Origin of the sequence: Brucella sp. NBRC 12950, assembly GCF_030268145.1 — a bacterium.
Lineage (GTDB): Bacteria > Pseudomonadota > Alphaproteobacteria > Rhizobiales > Rhizobiaceae > Brucella.
In genome coordinates this window covers 196094-217170 of record NZ_BSQC01000003.1, presented here as the reverse complement: position 1 = coordinate 217170, position 21077 = coordinate 196094, and the positions used below count along the sequence as shown (strand labels likewise).

The window sequence follows — 21077 nt, the reverse complement described above, 5'->3', positions numbered from 1 at the left end:
ACTGATGCGCAGGTTTGATTGAGAAGGACGACAAACGTGTCGGTATTGGGAAAGCCAGGCCAGAGGGAGAATTTTGCTAAGGGCGCACTTACGAGTTGGTCTCCAGCTCGGATTAAGATCAGATGTAGCCTAAAAGCCGAGAAGAGGAAGTTCGCGTGGCGATCTATCACTTCAGCATGAAGCCGGTATCACGTGGAAAGGGTCGCAGTGCGGTTGCAGCGATCGCCTACCGCGCCGCTGCGAAGCTCTTAAATGAACGCGATGGTGTCACTCATGATTTCTCACGCAAAGAGGGTGTGATTCATTCGCAGATCGTTCTGCCGGAACACGTGAAAGCGCCTTGGGCATACAATCGTGAAAAGCTTTGGAATAACGCAGAGTTTGCTGAGAAGCGCAAAGATGCTCGAGTCGCACGCGAATTTGAGATTGCATTGCCACACGAATTAACGGCTGCCCAACGTTTGGATGCTGCTCAGGCTATCGCGCAGGTCCTGGCAAACCGTTATGAATCTGCCGTGGATTTTGCCGTTCACGAGCCTCATCGGGAAGGCGACGTGCGCAATCACCATGTTCACCTAATGATGACCGTAAGAAAAGTTACAGCCACAGGCTTGGGTGAGAAGACTCTAATTGAACGCGAAAATAAGTGGTTGATGGCTCGCAATCGTCCAACAACCGACGTGCAAATTGCCGACCTCAGGCGTTGTTGGGAAAACATTGCAAACACACATCTTGCGGTGTCCGGATGCGGTCGGACCATTGATCATCGCTCGCACTGGGACCGCGGATACCGGATTGAGCCGACAGTTCATATTGGCGTGCACGCAACGCAGATTGAGCGCCGCGGATCTGACTTGGAACGGGCACGGCTGAGTGCAGCGTCCGTCGCACAGAATGCAACCTTGATTCGCGAACACCCCGCGCAAGTCTTGTCGATTATTACTGATGAGAAATCTGTGTTTAATCGCCAGGATATTGCAAGAACGCTGCATCGCTATCTTAATGGGGATCCTAGTGAGTTTCAAAACGCGTTTGCACGCGTGTTGTCTTCGCGTGAACTTGTCGAACTTGAAGACAAATGCAGTGATCCTGATCACAGGAAATCGGCGTCGGCCGGCTACACGACGCGCGAGATGATGGACCTTGAGTCTCGCATGTTGAAAGCTTCGATGCTTATGCGTGAGTCATGCTCCTATGATGCGGAGTGGCATTCTTCGGAAGATCAAAAGGAATGTCGCGAAACGATACAGCTGTCACTGGAGCAAATGGCGGCGGTTGAACACGTCACTGGGCCTGAACAGATCGCCGTCGTGGTTGGATATGCGGGTGCGGGGAAATCGACCATGCTTGCGCAAGCGCGACGAGCTTGGGAAGGAAAGGGCCACGCAGTTCATGGGGCGGCCCTGTCTGGAAAAGCGGCTGAAGGGCTGGAGGCAGCGACTGGAATACCAAGCCGAACGCTTGCCTCCTGGGAGTACGGATGGCAGCAAGAACGTTGCAATCTGAACCGTCGTGACGTGTTTGTCCTCGATGAGGCGGGCATGATCGGAACACAGCAAATGAGCCGTGTGATATTTGAGGCTGAATCGCGGGGTGCCAAGATCGTTCTCGTGGGAGACCACGAACAGTTACAGGCAATCGGTGCCGGTGCTCCGTTCCGAGCCATTGCTGAGGAAACGGGTTATGCGAAACTGACTGAGATCCGACGGCAGCGAGCAGACTGGCAGAAGGAAGCTTCAGTTGCATTTGCGACGCATGATACATCTACAGCGCTTGCAGCCTATAGAGATCAGGGTGCAGTTCATTTCTTTGCTGACCAAGAGACAGCCTGTAAATCAATTGTCTTGGATTATCTTGCTGATCGGTTTGAACGACCGCTAGGAACGCGCGTGGTCATGGCGCATCGGCGCGTGGATGTACGCGCAATAAACGAAGCAATCCGCTCGGCGCTGATGGAGCGTGGTGAGCTGTCGCGCGTTGAGTACTCTAGCGAAATAAAGGTCGGGAAAAAAGGCTTGTCCGAGACAGCAGAACGCAGCGAGGCGGTTGTCGAAACAAGCCTTGGCAAAAGGGGTTTTGCAACGGGAGACAGATTTGTCTTTCTTAAGAACGACCGAAATCTCGGTGTCAGAAACGGGATGCTCGGGACCGTCTCGAGTATTCAAGCAGACCGGGCGGGAAATATTTCCGCTATGTGCGTCACCTTGGATGATCGAGCTGGCGAAATGGTTCGATTTTCTACGAAGAACTATTGCTCATTTGACCATGGCTACGCAACAACGATCCACAAAAATCAGGGTGCGACCGTAGACCGAAGTTTTGTGCTGGCTTCAGCTACGATGGATCGGCATTTGACCTATGTCGCCATGACCCGCCATCGTGAGGACGTTAAGTTATATGCTGCATTGGACGCATTCCATCGTCCAGATATGTCGCGGAAAATCGGACGCCTTGTAGAGCATGGTAAAGCTCCTTTCGAACATCGCGCGAGCGAGGAGCTCAGTTACTTCGTCACACTGGAAGAGGAGGGGATCGGACGGAATACGGTATGGGGTGTTGATCTTGAAAGGGCTATGAAACTCGTTGCACCAAAAATAGGAGATACGATTGGTCTCAAGCACCAGGGTTCTGATCCGTTGGTGCTGTCAAACGGAACGCCGACGCATCGTAATAAGTGGAAAGTGGTTACCGAGGAGGAAATGGCTTTCGATCACATGGCGCGTCGGCTGTCTCGGTCAGGCATCAAACAAAATGTTATCGACTATAACCCGGCAATTGTTGGATCCCGCCACCCGATACAACGAACTACTGCCGCAATGGCCTTGGAAATATTTGAGCGGGTGGAGCAAGCCAATCTTACGCAGAACATCCCCGCCCTACGGCATAGTCGCGAGAAAGAGCGAACTGAAAAAAAGGCGCTCTGTACACCTTCCGTGACTGGTAAAACACCTCTCGGAATGTTTGATGGCCTTAAGCTCAAAGTTCATACAGAACCTGCTCAGGTGGACTTAATCCATTACGAGTCTTCACTGCATCAGATGGTTACTGGCGCCGACGCACGATACGTTAGCTCTCGAAAAAGCAATGATGCTTTGGCTGAACGTACGCGGCGCCTGCTGCCGCTTGAGGTAGCGGTTGATCGCTACGCACGAGCCTATAGCTCAATCGAACGTCACATCAACGAAGGTCTTCCTGTTCTCTCCACACAAAGGCGAGAACTGCGGGATGCAGGAAATAAGCTGGACGAGTTGGGGACCGGCAAGCGAGTGCTTTTAGAGTCCGCTTTGCAGCATGATCCTGAAGCAGCGCGCAGCCTAACTGAGCTCAGTGGTCGGGAGCGCGTTACGCGCCTCGTTGCGAGTATGCGACGTGAAAACTTAGCGCGAATTGATCCGGAGATAGGGGCGCAACGCTTTATTGAGCGCTGGCAAACATTAGAAATCCAACATAGCCACCTCTGTGATTGGAGGTCGCGCGATGATCGCCGAAAGGTCGAGCGGCAGATGCATGCACTAGTGAAGAGCCTCTCTGAAAACCCTCTGATTGAGGCGGAGTTACGCACTCAAAGGCAAGCTCTGGGATTTCATTATGTCCTGGGTGGACACGAGAGCCTTTCTCAGGAGCTTCGTCAACGAATTCGTCATGTGCGAGAGCATGATCGCGATTTGGTTCTTAAGCTGTAGAGGGATTATCATGGCCGTATCAAAAGAAATAACCGCCTCGACGCAGGCCGCACCAGAAACTGGTTCAACAGATCCCGCCTTGGCCTTCGATAGTTTGCGATATACTGTGGATGCAGTTGCGCGTGATCTCAGCCGTGAAATGACAATCATCCGCAAAGGCGTCGAGGCTGCTTTCGAAGAATTCGACCGACATGGCGGTGTTCACGATTACAATACTGAAATTGCGCAGATATTAAAGCAACTGGCCCAGATTGCGAAAATCCTTCACAAGATTGAACGCATGCCTGTTCTGCACCAGGATCCGCAGACCATGGCAACTCTCATAGAGCAACGCGCCGTCAGTTTGGTTCGCAGCACAGTTCTTCAGCTAGAGCGGGAGACGGCGGATTTGAAGCAATTAAGACAAATGTTGAACTCTCAACTTAGGAGCGCCCGTCATCGCGACCGCCAAAACCGAATGCTCACAGGCTTCAGTGGTATAGGCGTTATCGTTGGGATATTACTCGTGTTATTTGGTCCACAGATCGTTCCCGGAGATTTCGACGAGACGGTTGCTACAATTGTACTCAAAGAGAATGGTTGGACAGCTGGATCTCGGCTTATGCAAGCGTTTAGTCCATCAGGTTGGAGTAGCCTGGTCCGCTCGGATAAACTTGTAAGAGCTAATCACGCTTTACTTGCCGCCTGTGCCAAAACTGCTGCAAAGACCAACAAAGATCAAAAATGTATGATTAACGTTTCTGCGGGATCTATTGGTCTTTGATGCAACAATAGCGAATTCTGGTGCTAATGCTTTACTGTCCTAAAAATTGTAACAACATGGAAAACCGAGCGAGGCACAAGGCTTGAAACTTTCTACGATATTTCTCCAAGAGAAGCTCGAGTGCCTTCTGTTGTAGCATGAGCCGGTGCAACTGTTGCAAAAATGCTTCTGTGTTCTTTCTGATGTCTAAATCTTGTTGATGCCAGCGCTTTGACGATTGCGCCAACCGGCAAATGATATAATGACCAATTTACTCAACTTTAGCCAGCAAGTCCCGATAGGCAAGCCAGCGATCATGCAACGCCTATTTCGGGGACATTATGCTGGGGACTCCATCTTTCCAAAATACGATCAACCAGCGCTGGTTGAAAGCTCTTTCCGCCTCCGTCGCTCTGTTGGCTGCGATTCCAGCTCATGCGCAGACTGCGCCTGAAAAGAATGCTATAAGCCAGAACACCGTGGGCGAAACCGCTGAAGTGATAAGGTTGCAGACAATCACACTTTCAGCGGAGCGCGCGGCCAAAAACCTGCTCGATGTTCCGATGTCCATCAGTGTGATTGATCGTGATACGCTCGACCGTCATCAGGTACGTGATATCCAGGATATGGTGCGGTATGAGCCGGGTGTAAGCGTTGATCGTCAGACGTCGCTCACCAATCCTTTCGGACAGCTCAACAGTTTCAATATTCGCGGTGTTGGCGGCAACCGTGTGCAAATTCTGGTCGATGGCGCGCGCGTTCAGGAGCGCACCACCGATGGTAGCCGCGACTTTGTCGATCCGTTTAATATGAAATCGGTTGAGATCACGCGCGGGCCGAACTCTGTTCTGTGGGGTGCTGACGCATTGGGCGGCGTCGTGTTTTTCAGGACGCTTGATGCCGACGATCTTCTGGATGGTACCAAGCCATGGGCCGTCGAAACCAAGTTCAGCTATGACAGTTTCGATAAATCGTTCCGAAAGCAGATTACCGGTGCTGCCGAAGCCGGAGACTTCAAGGTTATCGGTAGTTTCGGACATATGAGCTCGTCTGAACCAGATATGGGTAAGGCTCGTGCAGATGGTGGTATTTGGGGATGCCCACGTGAGTCTATTTGGCCTTGCAACAAGGCATTTCCAATGGATACCGACGCTTATAATGGCTTAATGAAACTGCAGTGGAATCCATCTGCCGATCATGAATTCAAGCTGACGGGCGAGTGGTTTGAGCGGAATACCGATGTCGATCAGAAATATGATTCGGGTGCTGCCAACCCGCTTTATGCAAGCATGCCCGCTTACTACAGTTTTTATTACCAAAACGAGAGTTGGGATCGTTCGCTGAAAATGCAGCGCGCTCGCTTTGCTTTGGATCATCGCTGGACCGTCGGTTCCTCCTGGCTGGATGAGGTGAAGTGGAACATTTCCTATTCACCGCAAAAACGCGATACTACCAGCACTCAGATCCGCAACTACTCCCTTCTGGCAACGCCGCGACGTGAAAAGCGTATTCAGATTCGCAATTATAGCGAAGACTTTCTACAGGCAGATGTTCAGCTGACATCGTCATTTGATCTTGGTCAGACAAGCCATAAATTCATCTATGGTTTTGCGGGCGATATCACCAAAAGCAATTATGATGGTGATAATATCACCACCAATCTCAACACGGGTATAACGACGGTTACGCCGCGGCAGGGTTTCAATTTCCCGAAAGTCGATACAATTCGTGCGGACTTTTATGTTCAGGACGAAATCAAGCTGCTGGATGAACGTTTGACGCTGACACCCGGCTTGCGTCTGGCAACCTATTCCCTCGATCCGACCAAGGATGATGGCTATGTGTCACTCGATGGGTTTGAGCCGGAGAAGATGGATGAAACCCGTCTGATCAAGCGCCTCGGTGCGATCTATAAGCTCGACGACACCTATTCGGTATTCGCCTCCTATGGCGAGGGCTTCAAAATGCCAACTGCTCAGCAGCTCTTTGTTTCGTCCACCTCTATCGGCGCAACGAGCATGGTTGAGGTCATTCCAAACCCGAACCTGAAGCCGGAATTTGTTCGCAGTTATGAAGCTGGTCTACGCGGAGAATTTAATCGAGGCTATTTCAGCGCTTCCACATTCTATTCGGATTACAAGGACTTTATCCGTGGCTTGCAGCGGGTTCCGGGAGAAGCAGATAAATACACATCCGACAACGTGGAAAGCGTGAAGGTTTGGGGTATCGAGTTCGGCGGAGAGTACGAGGTTTACAACAATGTTTTTGCCAACGCGGCGCTTTCTTATATGCGTGGCGATCAGCGTGTGGACGCCGGGTCTCAGAAGACGCCGTTTGATGGTGCGTCGCCACTTACAACCGTTCTCGGCCTGCGTTACATAATTCCAGACTGGAACCTTGAAACCGAGTTTGTTGGAACTTTCGCATCCGGTGTGAAGCGCCGTGCCGACGAAGATGCCTTCAAACCTTCGAGCTACACGGTGTTTGATGCCTATGCGAAATGGTCTCCAACCAAGCATATTGATGTGAATTTCGGTGTCGAGAACATCTTCGACAAGCGCTATTTCCCAAATACGCTGACAGGTTATGCCAATTCGCCGGAGACGTCCTCCGTTGCCAATGTCAATCCGCTTGAGATGCAAGTTGCGCCAGGCCGTACCTTCAAGGTTGGCGCCACGATGCGTTTTTGATCGCCATTGATGATCAACATGCCGGGGCAGGGTTAAAGCTGCTCCGGCTTTCTCATGTCAGTATCGGTTGATTATGTTCACTGTGCTTAAACAATTTTGGCAGCTGCTCAAATATTGCAATTCTGGCGAGGGGAAAGTCCTCGGCTGGCTGCTTCTTGCTTTGATATTCGCACTGGAGCTGGTTGGTATCTATACAGGTCTCTGGCTCATCAAATGGACCGCAGATTTTTATAATGCCCTTGAGCAACGCAATGTTTCGGATGCCGTCAATCAAATCGGGGTTTTCTGGCTCATCGTCCTGACTAATACGTGTCTTGGCCTTAGTGGCGAATATCTTCAGGGCACATTGAAAATCCGCTGGCGTGAGAAGCTTACGGAGACAGTTATTTCTGCTTGGATGGTGAATAAAGCCTATTGGCATCTGGCGATCCGCAAAGATGGACAGAAGCCTGATAATCCGGATCAGCGTATTGCCGAGGATTGCGAGCTGTTTGTTAAGCACATATTGACGGAAGGTATGGGGCTTATCACCACAATAATAGCCCTGTTTTCTTATGTTGCCGTGCTCTGGGGACTCTCAACTTATGTGCTAAGCTTTAGTGTCTTCGGCACAGATATGGCCATTCCACGTTACATGCTCTGGGCAGCCTTTCTCTATGTTTTCATTTCATCATTTGTAACTCACTTCTGTGGGCGTCGTTTGAAAGCAACCTTCGTTCAGCAACAGAAGAAAGAAGCTGACTTTCGCTTTGCTATGGCGCATGTGCGGCAGCATGCTGGCGACATTGCTATCATGAATGGCGAAGGCCGTGAGAAGCAGATCCTGGCAGATAAATTTTCTTCTGTCCGTGAGAACTGGTACCGATTGGTCTTCCGTCAGGTGCAGCTCGGCGTGTTCACATTTCCCTATCGCCACAGCATTTTCCGAATTCCAACCTTCCTTGGTTTACCGGCATATTTTGCGGGCACAGTAACATTTGGCGGACTGATGCAGCTCGGGCAAGCCTTCTCGCATGTTTCTACCAACCTCTCGTGGTTCATATTCAAGTATAAAACATTGGCCGAACTCGTATCGGCAGTCTCCCGACTGTCTGGATTCCTAAATGCGATTCAGACTGTTGGTAGTGAAGGACAATTATCAGTTGCAAGGTCTGCACATTCATCGCTGCAGTTGCGTGATGTCGCGCTGAAGACACCAGAGGGGCAGGATCTGTTGAAAATCTCGGATCTCGATATCGAACCGGGTAAAACTGTCTGGTTGCGAGGTCGTTCGGGGTTGGGAAAGACGACATTGCTTCGGCTTATTGCCGGCGCGTGGAATTTTGCGAGCGGCACTCTCCACCGCCCTGACGCGACAATGCTGGTGCTTTCACAAAAGCCCTATATGCCGAATGCACCTCTCCATGATGCCGTAGCCTATCCGCTTTTTGCGGAAAAGTTTGACCAAGCCGAAATTGCGACGGCCCTGGAAAAGGTTGGCTTGTCGAAACTCTCACTTCCCGCAGCATCGACGCAGCAGATTGCGCCGGGAACGCTCTCTGGCGGCGAGATGCAAAGGCTTGCCCTTGCTCGCGCCTTGTTAATGAAGCCAGAATGGCTCTTTCTCGATGAGGCGACGAGTGCGCTGGATAAGCTTTCTGAAACCGAGTTGCTCGATCTCCTGCGACGTGAGCTTCCCAATTCAACCATCGTTATTCTGGCTCACCGGGAGCCGGGCAATCTTTCAATCGACAGCGTGATCGATCTTGAAGCGTTTGGCGCGGCCCAAACGCGCAAGCAAGCACCTGTCCCACAAACTGCATGAGGAAATTATGAGCGAACAACCGATCCGCTTGAAGCTTTTGGCCGATGCGGCTGATGTTCTGAAGACGCTGCCCTTAATGGGCAAACTTATGATCAACTCCAAAAGTGGCGGCGCGACACATGAGCGTATCGGTGTCGTGGAGCAGGTTGAGGTTCGTGACGGCTGGATTTATTTCTCAGGTAGCGAGCATCATTCGCGCATCGATCTTTCGGCAATTGCCTCGCTGATTGCTGATCGTAGCAGTGTAATGCAGGAGAAGGTCTATCCCCGTATCGATCTTCTTGCTGAAGATGAGAGTGTGGTCGGCAGCGTGATCGGCTTTGATGGTGCGGAACCGTTCGATCAGGCTCTGAATGGCTTTGAGTTCTCGGCTCTTCCACCCAAAGACAAAGATCGCGGTACCGGCGAAGCGCTGGAAGTCGGTGATGATGAACCCGGTTTGAAGCCTTTTGCGGCAGCCCAGCGCAATAAGGCAGAGGTGCGCATTGCGCTCGACTTACCAGCCTTCAAGCAGGAATGGTCGGGCGAAATGCCCGACGTGCGTCCGTCCCGCGGCTTTATCAATGTGATGAAACCGGATTTTCATCTGCATCTCAAAGCGGGCCACGTTGCTTCTTGGCATGAGGTAGAAGAAGGGGATGAGTATCGCTTCTACGCTCTCAATGAGGCGGGTCAGCAAACGGGTCTCGTCGTGTCGGGCAAAAAGGATGCGTTTCGATGAGCTTAGAGCCTTTATCGGTACAAGCCGGGCAATGGATTGATTCAATAACGCCAGAAGTTCGCACGCATCAATCGGTTATGCATGAAATGGCCAAGAAGCGCGTTGTGCTTCTCGGCGAACAGCATGATCGGCACGATATTCATCGCTGGCAGGTGAATGTTTCTGCGTCTCTTCTTGCTCTTCGCGATAAGCTTGCCGTCGGCTTTGAGATGTTTCCGAGAAGAATTCAGCCAGTGCTTGATGAATGGGTGGCAGGCAAGCTTGAGGCCGAGCAGTTTCTGGAGAAAGCTGAATGGGGCAAGGTCTGGGGCTTTGATGCAGATCTTTATTGGCCGCTTTTCCACTTCTGCCGCGAGTTTAACGTCAAGATGCTGGCGCTTAATTGTCGCCGCGATCTCGTGACCCGTGTGGGCAAAGAAGGCTGGGATGCGATTGCGGAAGAAGATCGTGATGGCCTGACCCCGGCACGTCCGGCGAGCCTTGCGCATCGCGAACATCTTTTGCGTCTGACCAATGGCGGGCCGCCGAGCATGCAGGGAAAACCTGCCGACGCACCTGAGTTTGACCGCTTTGTTCGTGCGCAGCAAACCTGGGATCGGGCCTTTGCCTGCAACATCGCGGCATATCTCAAAGAAAAGCCCGAAGCGCTTGTCGTCGGCATCATTGGGCGTGGGCATATGGAATATGGCTTCGGCACACCAGATCAGCTTGATGAATTGGGTATCGGAGAAGTTGGCGTTCTCTTGACCGAATATATTGGTGAGAAGTTTGAAAAGGTAAGCCAATCCGATATTGCTGACGCGGTTTTTGGATTGCCGGGATAGTAATAACGTCTTTCCCGGTCACGTGGCTGATAAGAATGATCGGTGCTTTCAAGGGTAAAAGACCAAACATTGAGGATCATGAAAATGAAAAATCAAACGAGTTGGCGCCTGTTCATGATGTTTGGTTCTTTGCTGACCGTGACGTCCTACAGTTTGTCATCTGTTGCGCAGACAGGGCCTCGTGTTACGGCACCGGCCGCACCATCTGAGGCGGAAAAGCCTCCGATCACCAATCAGACTGAATGGCAAAGCGCTGTCATCCGCATCCTCCGACGCTATGGGGTTCTTCTGTCGCGCGAACTCCGCCCTCTTGAACTGAATGGTGTTTTCAAACCGAAGATCAGCTTTTATCTGGCGCCGGATGGAGCTGTCTCTGATGTCGAGCTCGTGGAAAGTTCAGGCGACGATCTCGTCGATGCTGCAGCATTGAAAGTTCCGACCGCTGGTGCAGCTTTTCCACCTTTCACGCCAGATATGCCAAGCGACAAGCCCAAGAAGCTTATTGCTCCATTTGAAGTGCATCTGAGCAAGCCAGAACCCGAAGAGCCTAAAACCAGTGATCCGGCCAAGCCGCAATAAGCATCAGGCCACCTTTAATTCTCCAATTGGCAGACCGGTGTCGGTCATTTTGTTATCGACACCATTTTCATCGAGAAACTGCTTCATTTCGGCATAGGTCTCAAACCAGGCGCGGTTGTATTTGTCGAATAATGACTGGTCCCAGTAATCTTCCAAACGGAATTGCTTGTCACTGAAAACATCATAACTTGGGATTTTATAGGTTTCGGCAAATTCCGCAGTGCGGCTGTCATAAGTGAAATAGATCGATGGAATGCCGTTAGCGAGCGCCATCAGATTTCCGTGCAGGCGATAGCCCAGGACCAATTGCTGCTTGCGCACCAATTCCTCGTAGTCGGCAACAACATCCGAATAGAACATGCGATGCCGATAAAGGTTTTCGATTGTGTCATCGAAATACCAGTCAGCGGTCCAGCGATGCGCTCTGAGGGCGGCGATAGCCTCTTCCTTTTGTTCAGCCGTGCCGAACACCATCTTTTTTTCTTCAATCTCGCCCTGTGCCATGAGCGTTACGTCAAAGTGTGCGGCCATTGTGCGGATCAGATCGCGATGCCGGGTCAGATATTGTTCAATATCCTGCGCGTAAGCCGGTGAAACCTCGCGCCGCACCGTAACACCAACCTGGCTCACTTCCTCAAGCGGTGGCAGTTTGATGCGCAGATGCTGATTGTTACGGCGAAACGCCGTCGGGCAACCGATGATACGGACATTCTGAATTCCGATATCGTTGAGTACCTGAGCCGTATAAGCCCCACGCACTCCAACAGAGACGGTTGAATCTGCGATCATGCGCAGAACCGCCTTTGTTTCCTCTGACAGCTGGATTTCACCGCGCACCGGCGCTTGTGCGCCAACACCAAAAGCGATGACGGGCAACTTCAATCGCTGCAAAACAGGGATCGTATCGCGCCAGTTCATGTCCTTGTTTATGTAGTTCGAGCCACGCAGGATCACATAATCATATTCTTCCCGCAGCTGATCGATTTTCTCCGGTGAGAAATTGGTGATCGGCAGCTCGGAAGCTTTTTCATAATTCATCAGCTTCAGCGAAGATTCAAAAACAAAGGCGTCGCCGATATTGTGATAGTGATTGATGCTGCCCTGCACGTCGGTATGACGATACCAGCGGACATTGTCGTGATCGTACACTTCTCCTGCGGGGATCATGACGAGGGCGCGTGCCATAGGCTATTCCTTCTTTTGTAACAGATACAGGCGAGCCAGGCTCAGCTGGCCTGTGAAAGTACGGTTGTATCCACGGCAGGCTTTAGCCTGCGCGGATGGGCTTCCCGTAACTGGTGATAAAGATCGAGGTGCTCTCTTGCACAATCGACATAATGAACAGGCTTGCGAATGGATTGATGAAGACGGTTCCAGATATTCGGATCGCTCAGCACTTCAGTAAAACGATCAGCCAGATCTTCGGCGCTTCGCACGCGGAAATGCAGGCCGTCCTCGCCGTCACGAATTTTTTCGGCCATGCCGCCAATGTTCGAGCAAATGACAGGACGGCGATGATGCAATGCTTCCTGAATGACGATAGGTGAATTTTCCCACCAGATCGAAGGCATCACAACCCAGTCCACCGACTGCATAAGCCGCGGCATTTCAGCATTCTGATAGGCGCCGTAAAAGCGGACACGCGGTCCTGCTTCTTCAATGAGCTTCTGCATTCGTGCCTGAAATGCCGGCGGTTGCTTTTCGAGATTACCGCCAAAGATCATAAGGCGGGAATCCTCGCCCCATACCTGTTCGGGAACGCGTGACACCGCATCGACAAGCACGTCAATGCCTTTGAACGGGTTGATCTGCCCGAAAAAGGCAAAGCGACTGCGCCGTGGGTCCGGTCCCGTCAGCTCGCGCGGCGGCGTTGTCTGTGTGATCGCGATCCCGTTTTCGATCACTGCCATTTTCTGAGGATTTATACCCCATTCGCGATAGCGGTTTGCCAGAAACTCGCTGGGCGACACGAAAGCGTCTGCCAGTTCCAGCATCCCGCGCACGAAACGTTCGCGCTTTAAAAAGCGGGCAGGCGGTATCTGCGGGAAGCAGGCGTGACAATCAATTGGTGACGCTTCATTGCAGAGCTTCGAGGTGCCTGCTTTTACCATCTGCCCGTCATTGTTGCAGATCGAGAGGAACTCGTGAAACGTCACCAAAATGATGCGATCCGGCAATGTCTCGCGAATAGCATAAAGCGTTTCTAGGCCGAGGCCGAGTACGTGGTGAAAGTGAATGATATCCGGGTCGAAATCGCGCACAAACCGCAGCAGATCGCGGCGGATTTCGTCGGTGTTTTTGTTTGAAAGATAGAAGTGATCATACTCGTCAGCATGAAAGAGAATTTCGTCACTTGCGCGACGCATACTCATCAGTGCAGTCGTCCCATGCCGGGGGATGGGGTGTGCCGCGCGTGCCAGATAGACTGACTGCACGTCGGGAATGGTGTTTAAGCCCCTGTGCAGATTATAGGATGCAATTTCACCACCGCCGAGTGAGATCGACGGATGGGCGTGGGAAATGACCAGAACGCGGAGCTTCTCGCTCATACGGGTTCCTCCATTTGTATTTTGCGCTTGCCAGCGAGAATGGCCGACCACCGGGCGTCGAAAACCTGGCGGTCGATCCGTTCAATTAAAGCAATTGTTGAGGCCTTGTCGGTGAGAGAAGTATCATCCGCACCGAGCATCTGTGCTGATGGCAGCCAGTAGGAACGCAGGCCCGATTGTTTGAGCTTTAGCCCAAGGTCCAGGCCCTTTTCATGCGTGCCGAGGTAGCCTCGTGTGAAGCCTCCGGCTGAAAACAATGCTTCGCGCGGCATGATGCAGCATTCAAAAGTTGCCGTTGCCACTTCGGTCAGCGACATGCCGGATATGGCGTCGATCGGATAGCCCGCATAGCGACTGATGAGGGCGCGATCCGATTGTGGTCCTGCGACCCACGTCCCTGCCCAGCGGATTGAATCATCTTCGTAGGCAAGGGTCGGAGAGAGCACACAGTCTTTATGGGTTTCATATGCATTGACCAGCTTGTTGAGCCAGCCAGCCTTTCGTGGCAGCAGGGAGCCTGCCAGAAAGACAACCTGATCGGTAGTAACAGTGCGCGCGCCGACTTCCAGCGCGTCATAAAGATCTTCCGAGCCATTGGCCGAAACAAGTCGAATGCGCAGGCGATAGAAATCAGCAAGCCGTCTGATCTGAACGCCGACGCGGTCTATGATTTCGGTTGCTGCTGCGATCACAATCGGTGCTATTCGCGTTTCAGGATCAAGAGCAAGCAGCGCAAGCAATGGCTCGATCTCTTCGACGCGCTCGTCAATCCCGATGATGATTGCTGGCCCTATTGCGTCTTCAAATGGTCCCAAATCAACCACACCGAATACTTCAGGTGCCGGGCGGGTAACGCCACGCAGCAGCGGCACCAGCTGCTGATCGACGATGTGGCGTAATGCCCAGGCGTTGGGGTCCGTTGCGCGAAGCTGCCGCACGATTGCATCGCGCGAGGTCACGCGCGTCGGCGTTAGCGGAAAGAAGGCACGCCGCCCGTCGCTGATGGATAATTCTAGGTAGAAGGGTGACGTACTGTCACCATCAAGTTCCGCCGCAAATGCCACAAAGCCATGAGCATGTCTGCTTGGATCAAGACCAGCATTGAACGGTGGTTGATTGTCAAATTCACGCGTCACATCCGGACGATCAATGCGCGTCCATGTTGTGTCGATCTGGATTTCTCCACGATGACGACGCAGTTTTACACCTTCCACGTGGCTGTCGGGATCGAGCAACCAGCCTGCAACAAGAAGGCCACTGCCTTCAACGCGGAAAACATTGTCGATGCCAATCCGGACCGGAAACGGGAGGGCCGAAACAGTGTCGGTGCCGTCAAAGCGATTGGCTGCCGAACGCAGCCTTAACAAAATATCTGTTGAGCTTCTAACGCGCGGCAGGATTGCGCGGATATGGGCCGGCGTCTCGCGGGAGCCGGACAAAAGTCTGCGATCATAGACTTCTGTAAACCGCCAGCCGCGCCTGCCGCGAAACAGAATTCGCTCAATATCATTGGCTTCAACCGGCTCATTGGAGAGCAGCAGTCCGGCAAAACCGGATGCTTGTTCGTTGAGGTCAGGGCGGGCGAAAACACTGATCGCACATTCGGCGAGCGACGAATTTTTGCCGCTGATAAGCAGTCGCGTGACACTGGGTATCAAATCCTGTGCCCAGCCCTGAACGAAAATCTCGCCTTCATCGCTAGCGCCGATCAATTCGATACAGCCATCCGAACGCGCTCCTGCTTGTAAGAGAACAGTGATCGCTGAAAGCTTCTTCCGGCTGATTGGTCCTGAAATCAGGCCTTCGACGAGCTCGTCAATGACGCCGGGCAGAGCCGAACCCGACAGATCAGCAATCATTGCAACAAAATCCGCAATGGAGGCGGATCGTGAGGCAAAGTTATAGCGCCCTACCTTGGCCCGGTGCTGGAACATGATTGTTTTGAGCACGCCTCGACGCAGTACATTGGTCGGAACAATTGCCACAAAACCGTGCGTTCCGGCAGACGAAGGTTCTTTCAGCGGCCAGGTAATGAGATTTGTTTTCACACTCATTGCCGGGTCGCCGTTCAGAAAGGCCGTAACCTGATCATTGGTCGCACTGCCAATACCCAGCACTAAAACCAGCGTGTCCTCAATCACGCTGCCGACCACCATTTCACCCTCCATCATCATGGGTGGGCGGTCTGGTGTTCTGGGCTGTTTTGGGGCTGAATTCGGACGTTCGTCTTGCACCATACGGCTTGTCCTTACGGCATGACTGCAAGCGTCAGAATTGCGCCTGCGACAAAGCCGGTCAAAACGGCAGCCAGCACGAAAAGTACCTTGATGTCACCGCTGCTTCTCTTGCGCACGTCTTCCATGCGCTGTTCAAGGCCCGCCACCACGCCATCCATGCGCATGATATGAACATCAAGCTCGGTCATGCGCTGGTGAAGATCGGTGCGCAGCGCATCAACCGAACCGGCGATATCGAGAAGCTCTGCTGGTGCCGCATTGCCGGAACTGTCGATGGTGGGTGCCGCGCGCTGCAATGACCGCTGGTTGACCTGCAATTGCCGCTGTGCAGCCATCAGCATATCGAGTTTATCGAGAATGCGGGTCATCGGTGCTGCGATGAGCGCTTCGGCCGCTTGCTCATCAGGCTTTGGAACGCGCAGCTTTTGCTCATTGCCTGCGGCATTGGCTGCCACGACCACCAGATCGCCAGCGCGGGCTGCAGCAAATTGCGGCAGCATCACTTCGAAAGCGTGGAGCCCATCGCCAATGCCATTGCGCTTGAGGTCTGGTCGCTCTTTGTCGGCGGGTGCTTCGGCAATAGGCTTGTCGTCCAACAGAACGCGAATGATAAGCCGCTCAGTCGGATAGGACGGATCAAAGGCCCAGCCGTAAAGACGTCCTTCTTCAATAGCGTCAACGCGCCCTTTCATGGCTTCAGCCCTTTGAGCTGTCGGCGAAGCGCTCTGTGCTTCAACCGGCTTTTGTGCCACTTCGGATGGAATTTTGGTCGCGATGTTCATGATCTACCTCTCATGCTGCCTCGACACGGGCCGCGCGCAGGGATCCAATCAGATCGAGATAGCGTGCTGCGGTGGTGTCGATGGTGTCCGGGTGCCGCGCGTTTTCGCCAAGTGACTGGCGCAGGTCCGGGTTTTCCGCCATGCGTCGCATTGCTTGGGCGAGCGCCAGCGGATCATTGGGCGGAACAGTGAGACCATTGATGCCATCAGTGATCATCTCGGCCATTCCACCAATATTGCTGCAGATGACGGGACGGCTTTGTCCCTGTGCTTCCTGAATGACAAGCGGTGCGTTTTCCCACCAGATCGAAGGCATGATCGCGCAATCCACGGATTGGATGTGTTGAGCGATATCCTCGCGGCGATAAGCACCACGCCGCTGCACAACAGGAGATGTCTGGGCAAAAAGCTCATCGATTTCGCTAACAAAGCTCTCGCTCTGGAAGGGAGCTGCTCCATGAACACGGAGCTCGAAATCAAATCCCTCGGCAATCAGCAGCTTTGCGGCCTCAAGCAGAACCGTTGCACCCTTCCACGGGTTGAGATTGCCAAAATAGCCAAAGGTCGGCTTGGCCCGCTCTTGCGGAACAGCCGTTGATCTTGCACGTTCCGGCTGGCCATTGGGGATGATCTGAATGCGATCATCGGCAAGGCCCCATTCTACATAGCGCTGTTTAAGAAAAGCACTTGGGGACACAAACGCATCGACAGTGCTCAGCAGCGATTTGATGTGCCGCTCACGAAGCACAAATTTATCCAGCGCAATATCTTTGAAACAAGCGTGGCAGCGGTCTGGACTTGCCCCATGACAAAGCTCTTTGCCGGTGGTACGAACCATCAGCCCGTCATGATGACAGATGGGGTAATAATCGTGCAGCGTCAGGACGATCCGGCAATCGGGCAGTGTGCGGCGCACGATATGGGGGAATTCTGCGCCCAAAAGCAGCAGATGATGCAGGTGCACAATGTCGGGCCTGAAGTCACGCAGCAGTTCAACAATATCCGGCACAATGCCGTATAGGTCGATCTGGCTCATATAGAAGCGATCAAAGTGCCCGGACCACAGCAGAATTTCATCGCCGCCATCGCCGATGCTCTGAAAGCTCGTGCCCGGGCGCGCTTCGCGATGCACCTTGTTGGTTGCACCTAGAAACATCGCTTCACATCCTGCCCGCTGATAGGCGCGGAACAGATCATGGGCGAAAATTTCCGTTCCGCCGGGGTGCAGCGATGGATGGTTGTGGGCTGCGATGAGTACACGCGGGGCCATCAGACACCACCTCCGCGCGAGGCAATGAAGATATCCTGATAGTGATCGGCTTCAATGCCGCGCCAATGCCCAAAGGACTTTGTTTGTAGCTCCAGTTTGGCACCTATAAGCGCACGGTCCAGAAAGCCGTTTTCAAAGCCGACCGCCGCAAGGGGCGGAAGTTCCGGCACAAACCAGCATGGGCCGGTTCCGTGACGTTCAAAGGAGAGGCGCTTGTCGCGCTTGCCGTGCCGGTCGCGAGCGGCAATGTCGTCTACGACAAAGGCAGTCATGAACAGTTTGCCACCAGGCGCCAGGACGCGCGAAATCTGTTCCAGATAGGATTTTACCTCGTCAGGCGGTAAATGCGTGACCACTGAGGTCATGATGACGAAGTCGAAGCTCTTATCCGCAAAAGGCAATGTGAGGGTCAGACCGCTCACGCTTCCTTTTGGATTATAAAGATCATGGGCAATGTCGAGATGACGGAACTCGAAATTGGGATAGCGCGCAGTGATGTTCTGGCGGCACCAGTTAACGCCACCGACCACAGGATCAATACCGGCATAGCGTGTCTTCGCCGTGTCGAGATATTGCGTCAGGGGTACGGCCATGCGGCCAATCCCCGAACCGATATCCAACACGCGTGAATCAGGCCTCAGCCCGCCCTTGCGGATGAAATGACTAAGGAACTCGGCACCCACGGCGCGATAATCGCCGTCTCCGACGAACACGCTGTTCGGGTCGGGTGAGGGCAGAAACCGGTTCTTCAAAACAGATTGTATCAGCCAGTCAATCTGTTCTTCGGGTATTGCTGGTTTGGCTTCAGGTTCTGGCTGTTTCAGCATTACCACTTCCGTCAAGCGGCGCTCCTTTCAGATTTGGCCACGATCACATTTGAGGGCATTGAGAGCTGCATCTCGTCGTGTTGCGGGGCCATCAATTCACTGATTTCTTCGTTCCAGCGCTGTGTGTGCAGCCAGGAATTATATTGGCTGGCAAGGCCGCGCATATAATCCGCGCTGCGGCGGATTGAGCGGCGCTCGAAATGGTAGAGGGCAACGCTCGGCTCGTAGTAAATCTGGAAGCCGAGCTGGCGAATTTTCAGGCACAGGTCGCTGTCTTCGTAATCGCCGATGACGTAGTCTTCACTGTAGCCGCCCACGAGGTCAAAGATGTCCTTGCGGGTAATCAGGCACGCGCCGGTAACGCCAGGCACATCACGCCCACGGCGCGCAGGCGCATAATTGCCCGGCATACCCTTGTGGTAGTGATGATTGAGCCAGATGCCCTGTCGATCGCGGGCAAAGTAAAGCCCGGCATGTTGCAGAGAGCCATCTTCAAACAAAAGGCGCGGACCGATTGCACCGAGCTTAGGCTCATCGAATAGCGGCTGGATCAGCTGCTGCAACCAACCATGTTCGGAAGGCACCACATCCGAATTGAGCATAACAATTGTTGTGCCTGTCGCGATGCTTGCGCCCGCATTGCAGGCGCGCGCATAGCCGCCATTGCGGTTCATGATTGCAAGCTTGAACGGCATATCATGCAGGATGTTGAGGCCGCCAAGCATATGCTCCGTGTCATCCTGAATTTCAGGTGAATCGAGCACGAAGATAAATTCAGCATTGGCGATCAGCCACGGATCAGTTGCCATCGATGAAAACTGAAACCGCAGGAAATCGAGATTGCGGTAAAGCGGGATGACGATCGAGGCCAAAGGAGAAGCAGGCGTCTCGCCAAATTCTTTGACTTCCGTGATGCGCACCGTTGCGCCGATCTTCTTTTCAACTTCTGTGAGTGCGGGCGCGAGAATCTGTTCAAAAACATGCGGTCGCGCCTGTTGTGGCGGGACGGAACGCAAGATCCGCATTCGCTGCGCGGATGGTTCAAAAGGTTGTGGCGCAGGCACCAGTGGTGCGGTGCTGCCCGACGTAAGTCGCATCTGAAAACGCGGCTGCAGCAATGGGCCAAGGTTTTTTGCCGACGGCAACCACGCAACAAAGCCTGTCACGTCCCTTTGTGGAGCATCCTCACGCTTGGTAGTTTTACCTGCAAACTTATGGAAATAAGGCTTGAGCGACTGAGCGCTGCCGCCTTCAGGTAAATATTCGATATCGGCTAGCATGGCCGAAGGATCATGCATCCAGCCACCGACGATCAGGCCCTCATCCAATGCCAGCGCCAGATCGATTTCGGCTGCCGGCTGAGAAGCAGATTGTGCAATTTGACGGACAGGCAGCGGCGAGCGCGTCTGTAAATCAATGGCAACGGCGGTTCCTGCCGCATTGATTTTGCCCAGTTGGCGAACCAGAAATTCCCGCAAAGCACCGTTACTCTGCCATTTGCTCCACCATTTGGTGAAGTCGTTTTGTTCTGCCGTTCGGGTTGCCATCTTGCGCACCGCGACACCCTTCTGCCCGCTTAGTACAAGCAGGAGCGATGAAGGCAGATCCTGCGGAGCTTCAACCAGAAGATGGCAGGCCTGCCAGGCATTGCGGCCCTGCTGACCAAGCACAAATCGCGGCGGAATGACCATGACGCTGCCCGGCGTTATGCCGTAAATGGCAGAGATTTCGCCGAGCATCGGATCAACGGCTGTTTCGAGAAGATGATGCCCGGAAACAGGTTCACCACAATGCTGTGCTTCCCGGGGTTCCGGCGTTAACGCGAAAGTCAGCTCGCGCACGAGGGATGCGAATGCCTGATTTCGCGTCAGCCGGAACGTGCTGCGCCAGGTTGTGAGGATATTGGTCAGAAGCTTGATATGGCCGGGCAAAGTGAGATCACTGACGACATGATTGACGTCGAATGCTGCAAGCTCATTGGCCGGATAAAGGATTGCTTGTGCCGTAGGTCCCAATGAACCTGCACTCAGCGATAATTCGATTGGTTCGGTTCCGGTCCGCATGGCCCAGAACATACGCATCCCACCATTTTCCAGCGGAATGCCAACACTGAGCAGTGGGACGGGCTGGACAGGCGTTTCCAGCTTGCATTTGTTTGTGGAGCGAGCCGGGCCGGGAACATCCCAGATGACCACAGCCACGTCGGCGCATAGACGGCAAATGGAGAGATTCTCGGTTTTGCTTTCAGTGTCCGCCGAATGGTCGAGGTTCAATGTGAGCGCCCTTTCATTCTTGTTGGAAATGCAGGGCCTGAAGCAGCGCTAACGAGGCTGGGTCGGGCCAAAAGTCGAGATTGAAAAGAATTAAAG

The 21077-nt window shown here is 53.2% G+C and carries 14 protein-coding genes; 7 read left to right on the top strand and 7 right to left on the bottom strand.

Annotation, left to right across the window (positions count from 1 at the left end; translation table 11 throughout):
- Nucleotides 1-155 precede the first annotated feature (155 nt).
- The 7 genes from traA to QSJ70_RS06435 all read left to right on the top strand — a co-directional run bounded on the left by traA (nucleotide 156) and on the right by QSJ70_RS06435 (nucleotide 11043).
- Complete coding sequence (traA, locus tag QSJ70_RS06465) at nucleotides 156-3683, top strand: Ti-type conjugative transfer relaxase TraA (RefSeq protein ID WP_285535195.1); 3528 nt, start codon at nucleotides 156-158, stop codon at nucleotides 3681-3683.
- 10 nt (nucleotides 3684-3693) lie between these two features.
- Nucleotides 3694-4446 carry a DUF6118 family protein gene (locus tag QSJ70_RS06460; RefSeq protein WP_285535194.1) on the top strand — a complete coding sequence of 251 codons (753 nt, stop codon included), beginning with the start codon at nucleotides 3694-3696 and terminating at the stop codon, nucleotides 4444-4446.
- A gap of 320 nt (nucleotides 4447-4766) precedes the next feature.
- Nucleotides 4767-7115 (top strand): TonB-dependent hemoglobin/transferrin/lactoferrin family receptor, encoded by a 2349-nt coding sequence (locus tag QSJ70_RS06455; RefSeq protein WP_285535193.1) that lies wholly within the window; start codon nucleotides 4767-4769, stop codon nucleotides 7113-7115.
- A gap of 82 nt (nucleotides 7116-7197) precedes the next feature.
- Nucleotides 7198-8919 carry an ABC transporter ATP-binding protein/permease gene (locus tag QSJ70_RS06450; protein ID WP_285535192.1) on the top strand — a complete coding sequence of 574 codons (1722 nt, stop codon included), beginning with the start codon at nucleotides 7198-7200 and terminating at the stop codon, nucleotides 8917-8919.
- 7 nt (nucleotides 8920-8926) lie between these two features.
- Nucleotides 8927-9640, top strand: coding sequence for a hypothetical protein (locus QSJ70_RS06445; RefSeq protein WP_285535191.1), 714 nt, complete (start codon nucleotides 8927-8929; stop codon nucleotides 9638-9640).
- A complete protein-coding gene (locus tag QSJ70_RS06440; protein ID WP_285535190.1) occupies nucleotides 9637-10464 on the top strand; it encodes a ChaN family lipoprotein in 828 nt (275 codons plus the stop codon). The genes QSJ70_RS06445 and QSJ70_RS06440 overlap by 4 nt, the downstream gene beginning before the upstream one ends.
- A gap of 84 nt (nucleotides 10465-10548) precedes the next feature.
- Nucleotides 10549-11043: an energy transducer TonB family protein gene (locus tag QSJ70_RS06435; protein ID WP_285535189.1), complete on the top strand. Its 495-nt coding sequence runs from the start codon at nucleotides 10549-10551 to the stop codon at nucleotides 11041-11043.
- Between the two features lie 3 nt (nucleotides 11044-11046).
- On the opposite strand, the gene QSJ70_RS06430 is transcribed toward QSJ70_RS06435, so the two are convergent.
- The 7 genes from QSJ70_RS06430 to QSJ70_RS06400 are packed head-to-tail and all read right to left on the bottom strand — an operon-like array spanning nucleotide 11047 to nucleotide 20981.
- Entirely contained in the window at nucleotides 11047-12228 is a 1182-nt protein-coding gene (locus QSJ70_RS06430) for a polysaccharide pyruvyl transferase family protein (RefSeq protein WP_285535188.1), read from the bottom strand.
- Nucleotides 12229-12269: 41 nt separating this feature from the next.
- Nucleotides 12270-13592 carry a glycosyltransferase family 4 protein gene (locus tag QSJ70_RS06425; protein ID WP_285535187.1) on the bottom strand — a complete coding sequence of 441 codons (1323 nt, stop codon included), beginning with the start codon at nucleotides 13590-13592 and terminating at the stop codon, nucleotides 12270-12272.
- On the bottom strand, nucleotides 13589-15829 hold the full coding sequence (locus QSJ70_RS06420) for a glycosyltransferase family 2 protein (protein ID WP_285535186.1): 2241 nt from the start codon (nucleotides 15827-15829) through the stop codon (nucleotides 13589-13591). The genes QSJ70_RS06425 and QSJ70_RS06420 overlap by 4 nt, the downstream gene beginning before the upstream one ends.
- Before the next feature lie 11 nt (nucleotides 15830-15840).
- Nucleotides 15841-16611: a hypothetical protein gene (locus QSJ70_RS06415; RefSeq protein WP_285535185.1), complete on the bottom strand. Its 771-nt coding sequence runs from the start codon at nucleotides 16609-16611 to the stop codon at nucleotides 15841-15843.
- A gap of 10 nt (nucleotides 16612-16621) precedes the next feature.
- Nucleotides 16622-17881: a glycosyltransferase family 4 protein gene (locus QSJ70_RS06410; RefSeq protein ID WP_285535184.1), complete on the bottom strand. Its 1260-nt coding sequence runs from the start codon at nucleotides 17879-17881 to the stop codon at nucleotides 16622-16624.
- Nucleotides 17881-18723, bottom strand: coding sequence for a class I SAM-dependent methyltransferase (locus QSJ70_RS06405; protein ID WP_502871669.1), 843 nt, complete (start codon nucleotides 18721-18723; stop codon nucleotides 17881-17883). The genes QSJ70_RS06410 and QSJ70_RS06405 overlap by 1 nt, the downstream gene beginning before the upstream one ends.
- The gene (locus QSJ70_RS06400) at nucleotides 18720-20981 is read right to left on the bottom strand and encodes a glycosyltransferase family 2 protein (protein ID WP_285535182.1); all 2262 of its coding nucleotides are present in this window, start codon (nucleotides 20979-20981) and stop codon (nucleotides 18720-18722) included. Before QSJ70_RS06400 ends, QSJ70_RS06405 begins: the two co-directional genes overlap by 4 nt.
- Nucleotides 20982-21077 lie beyond the last annotated feature (96 nt).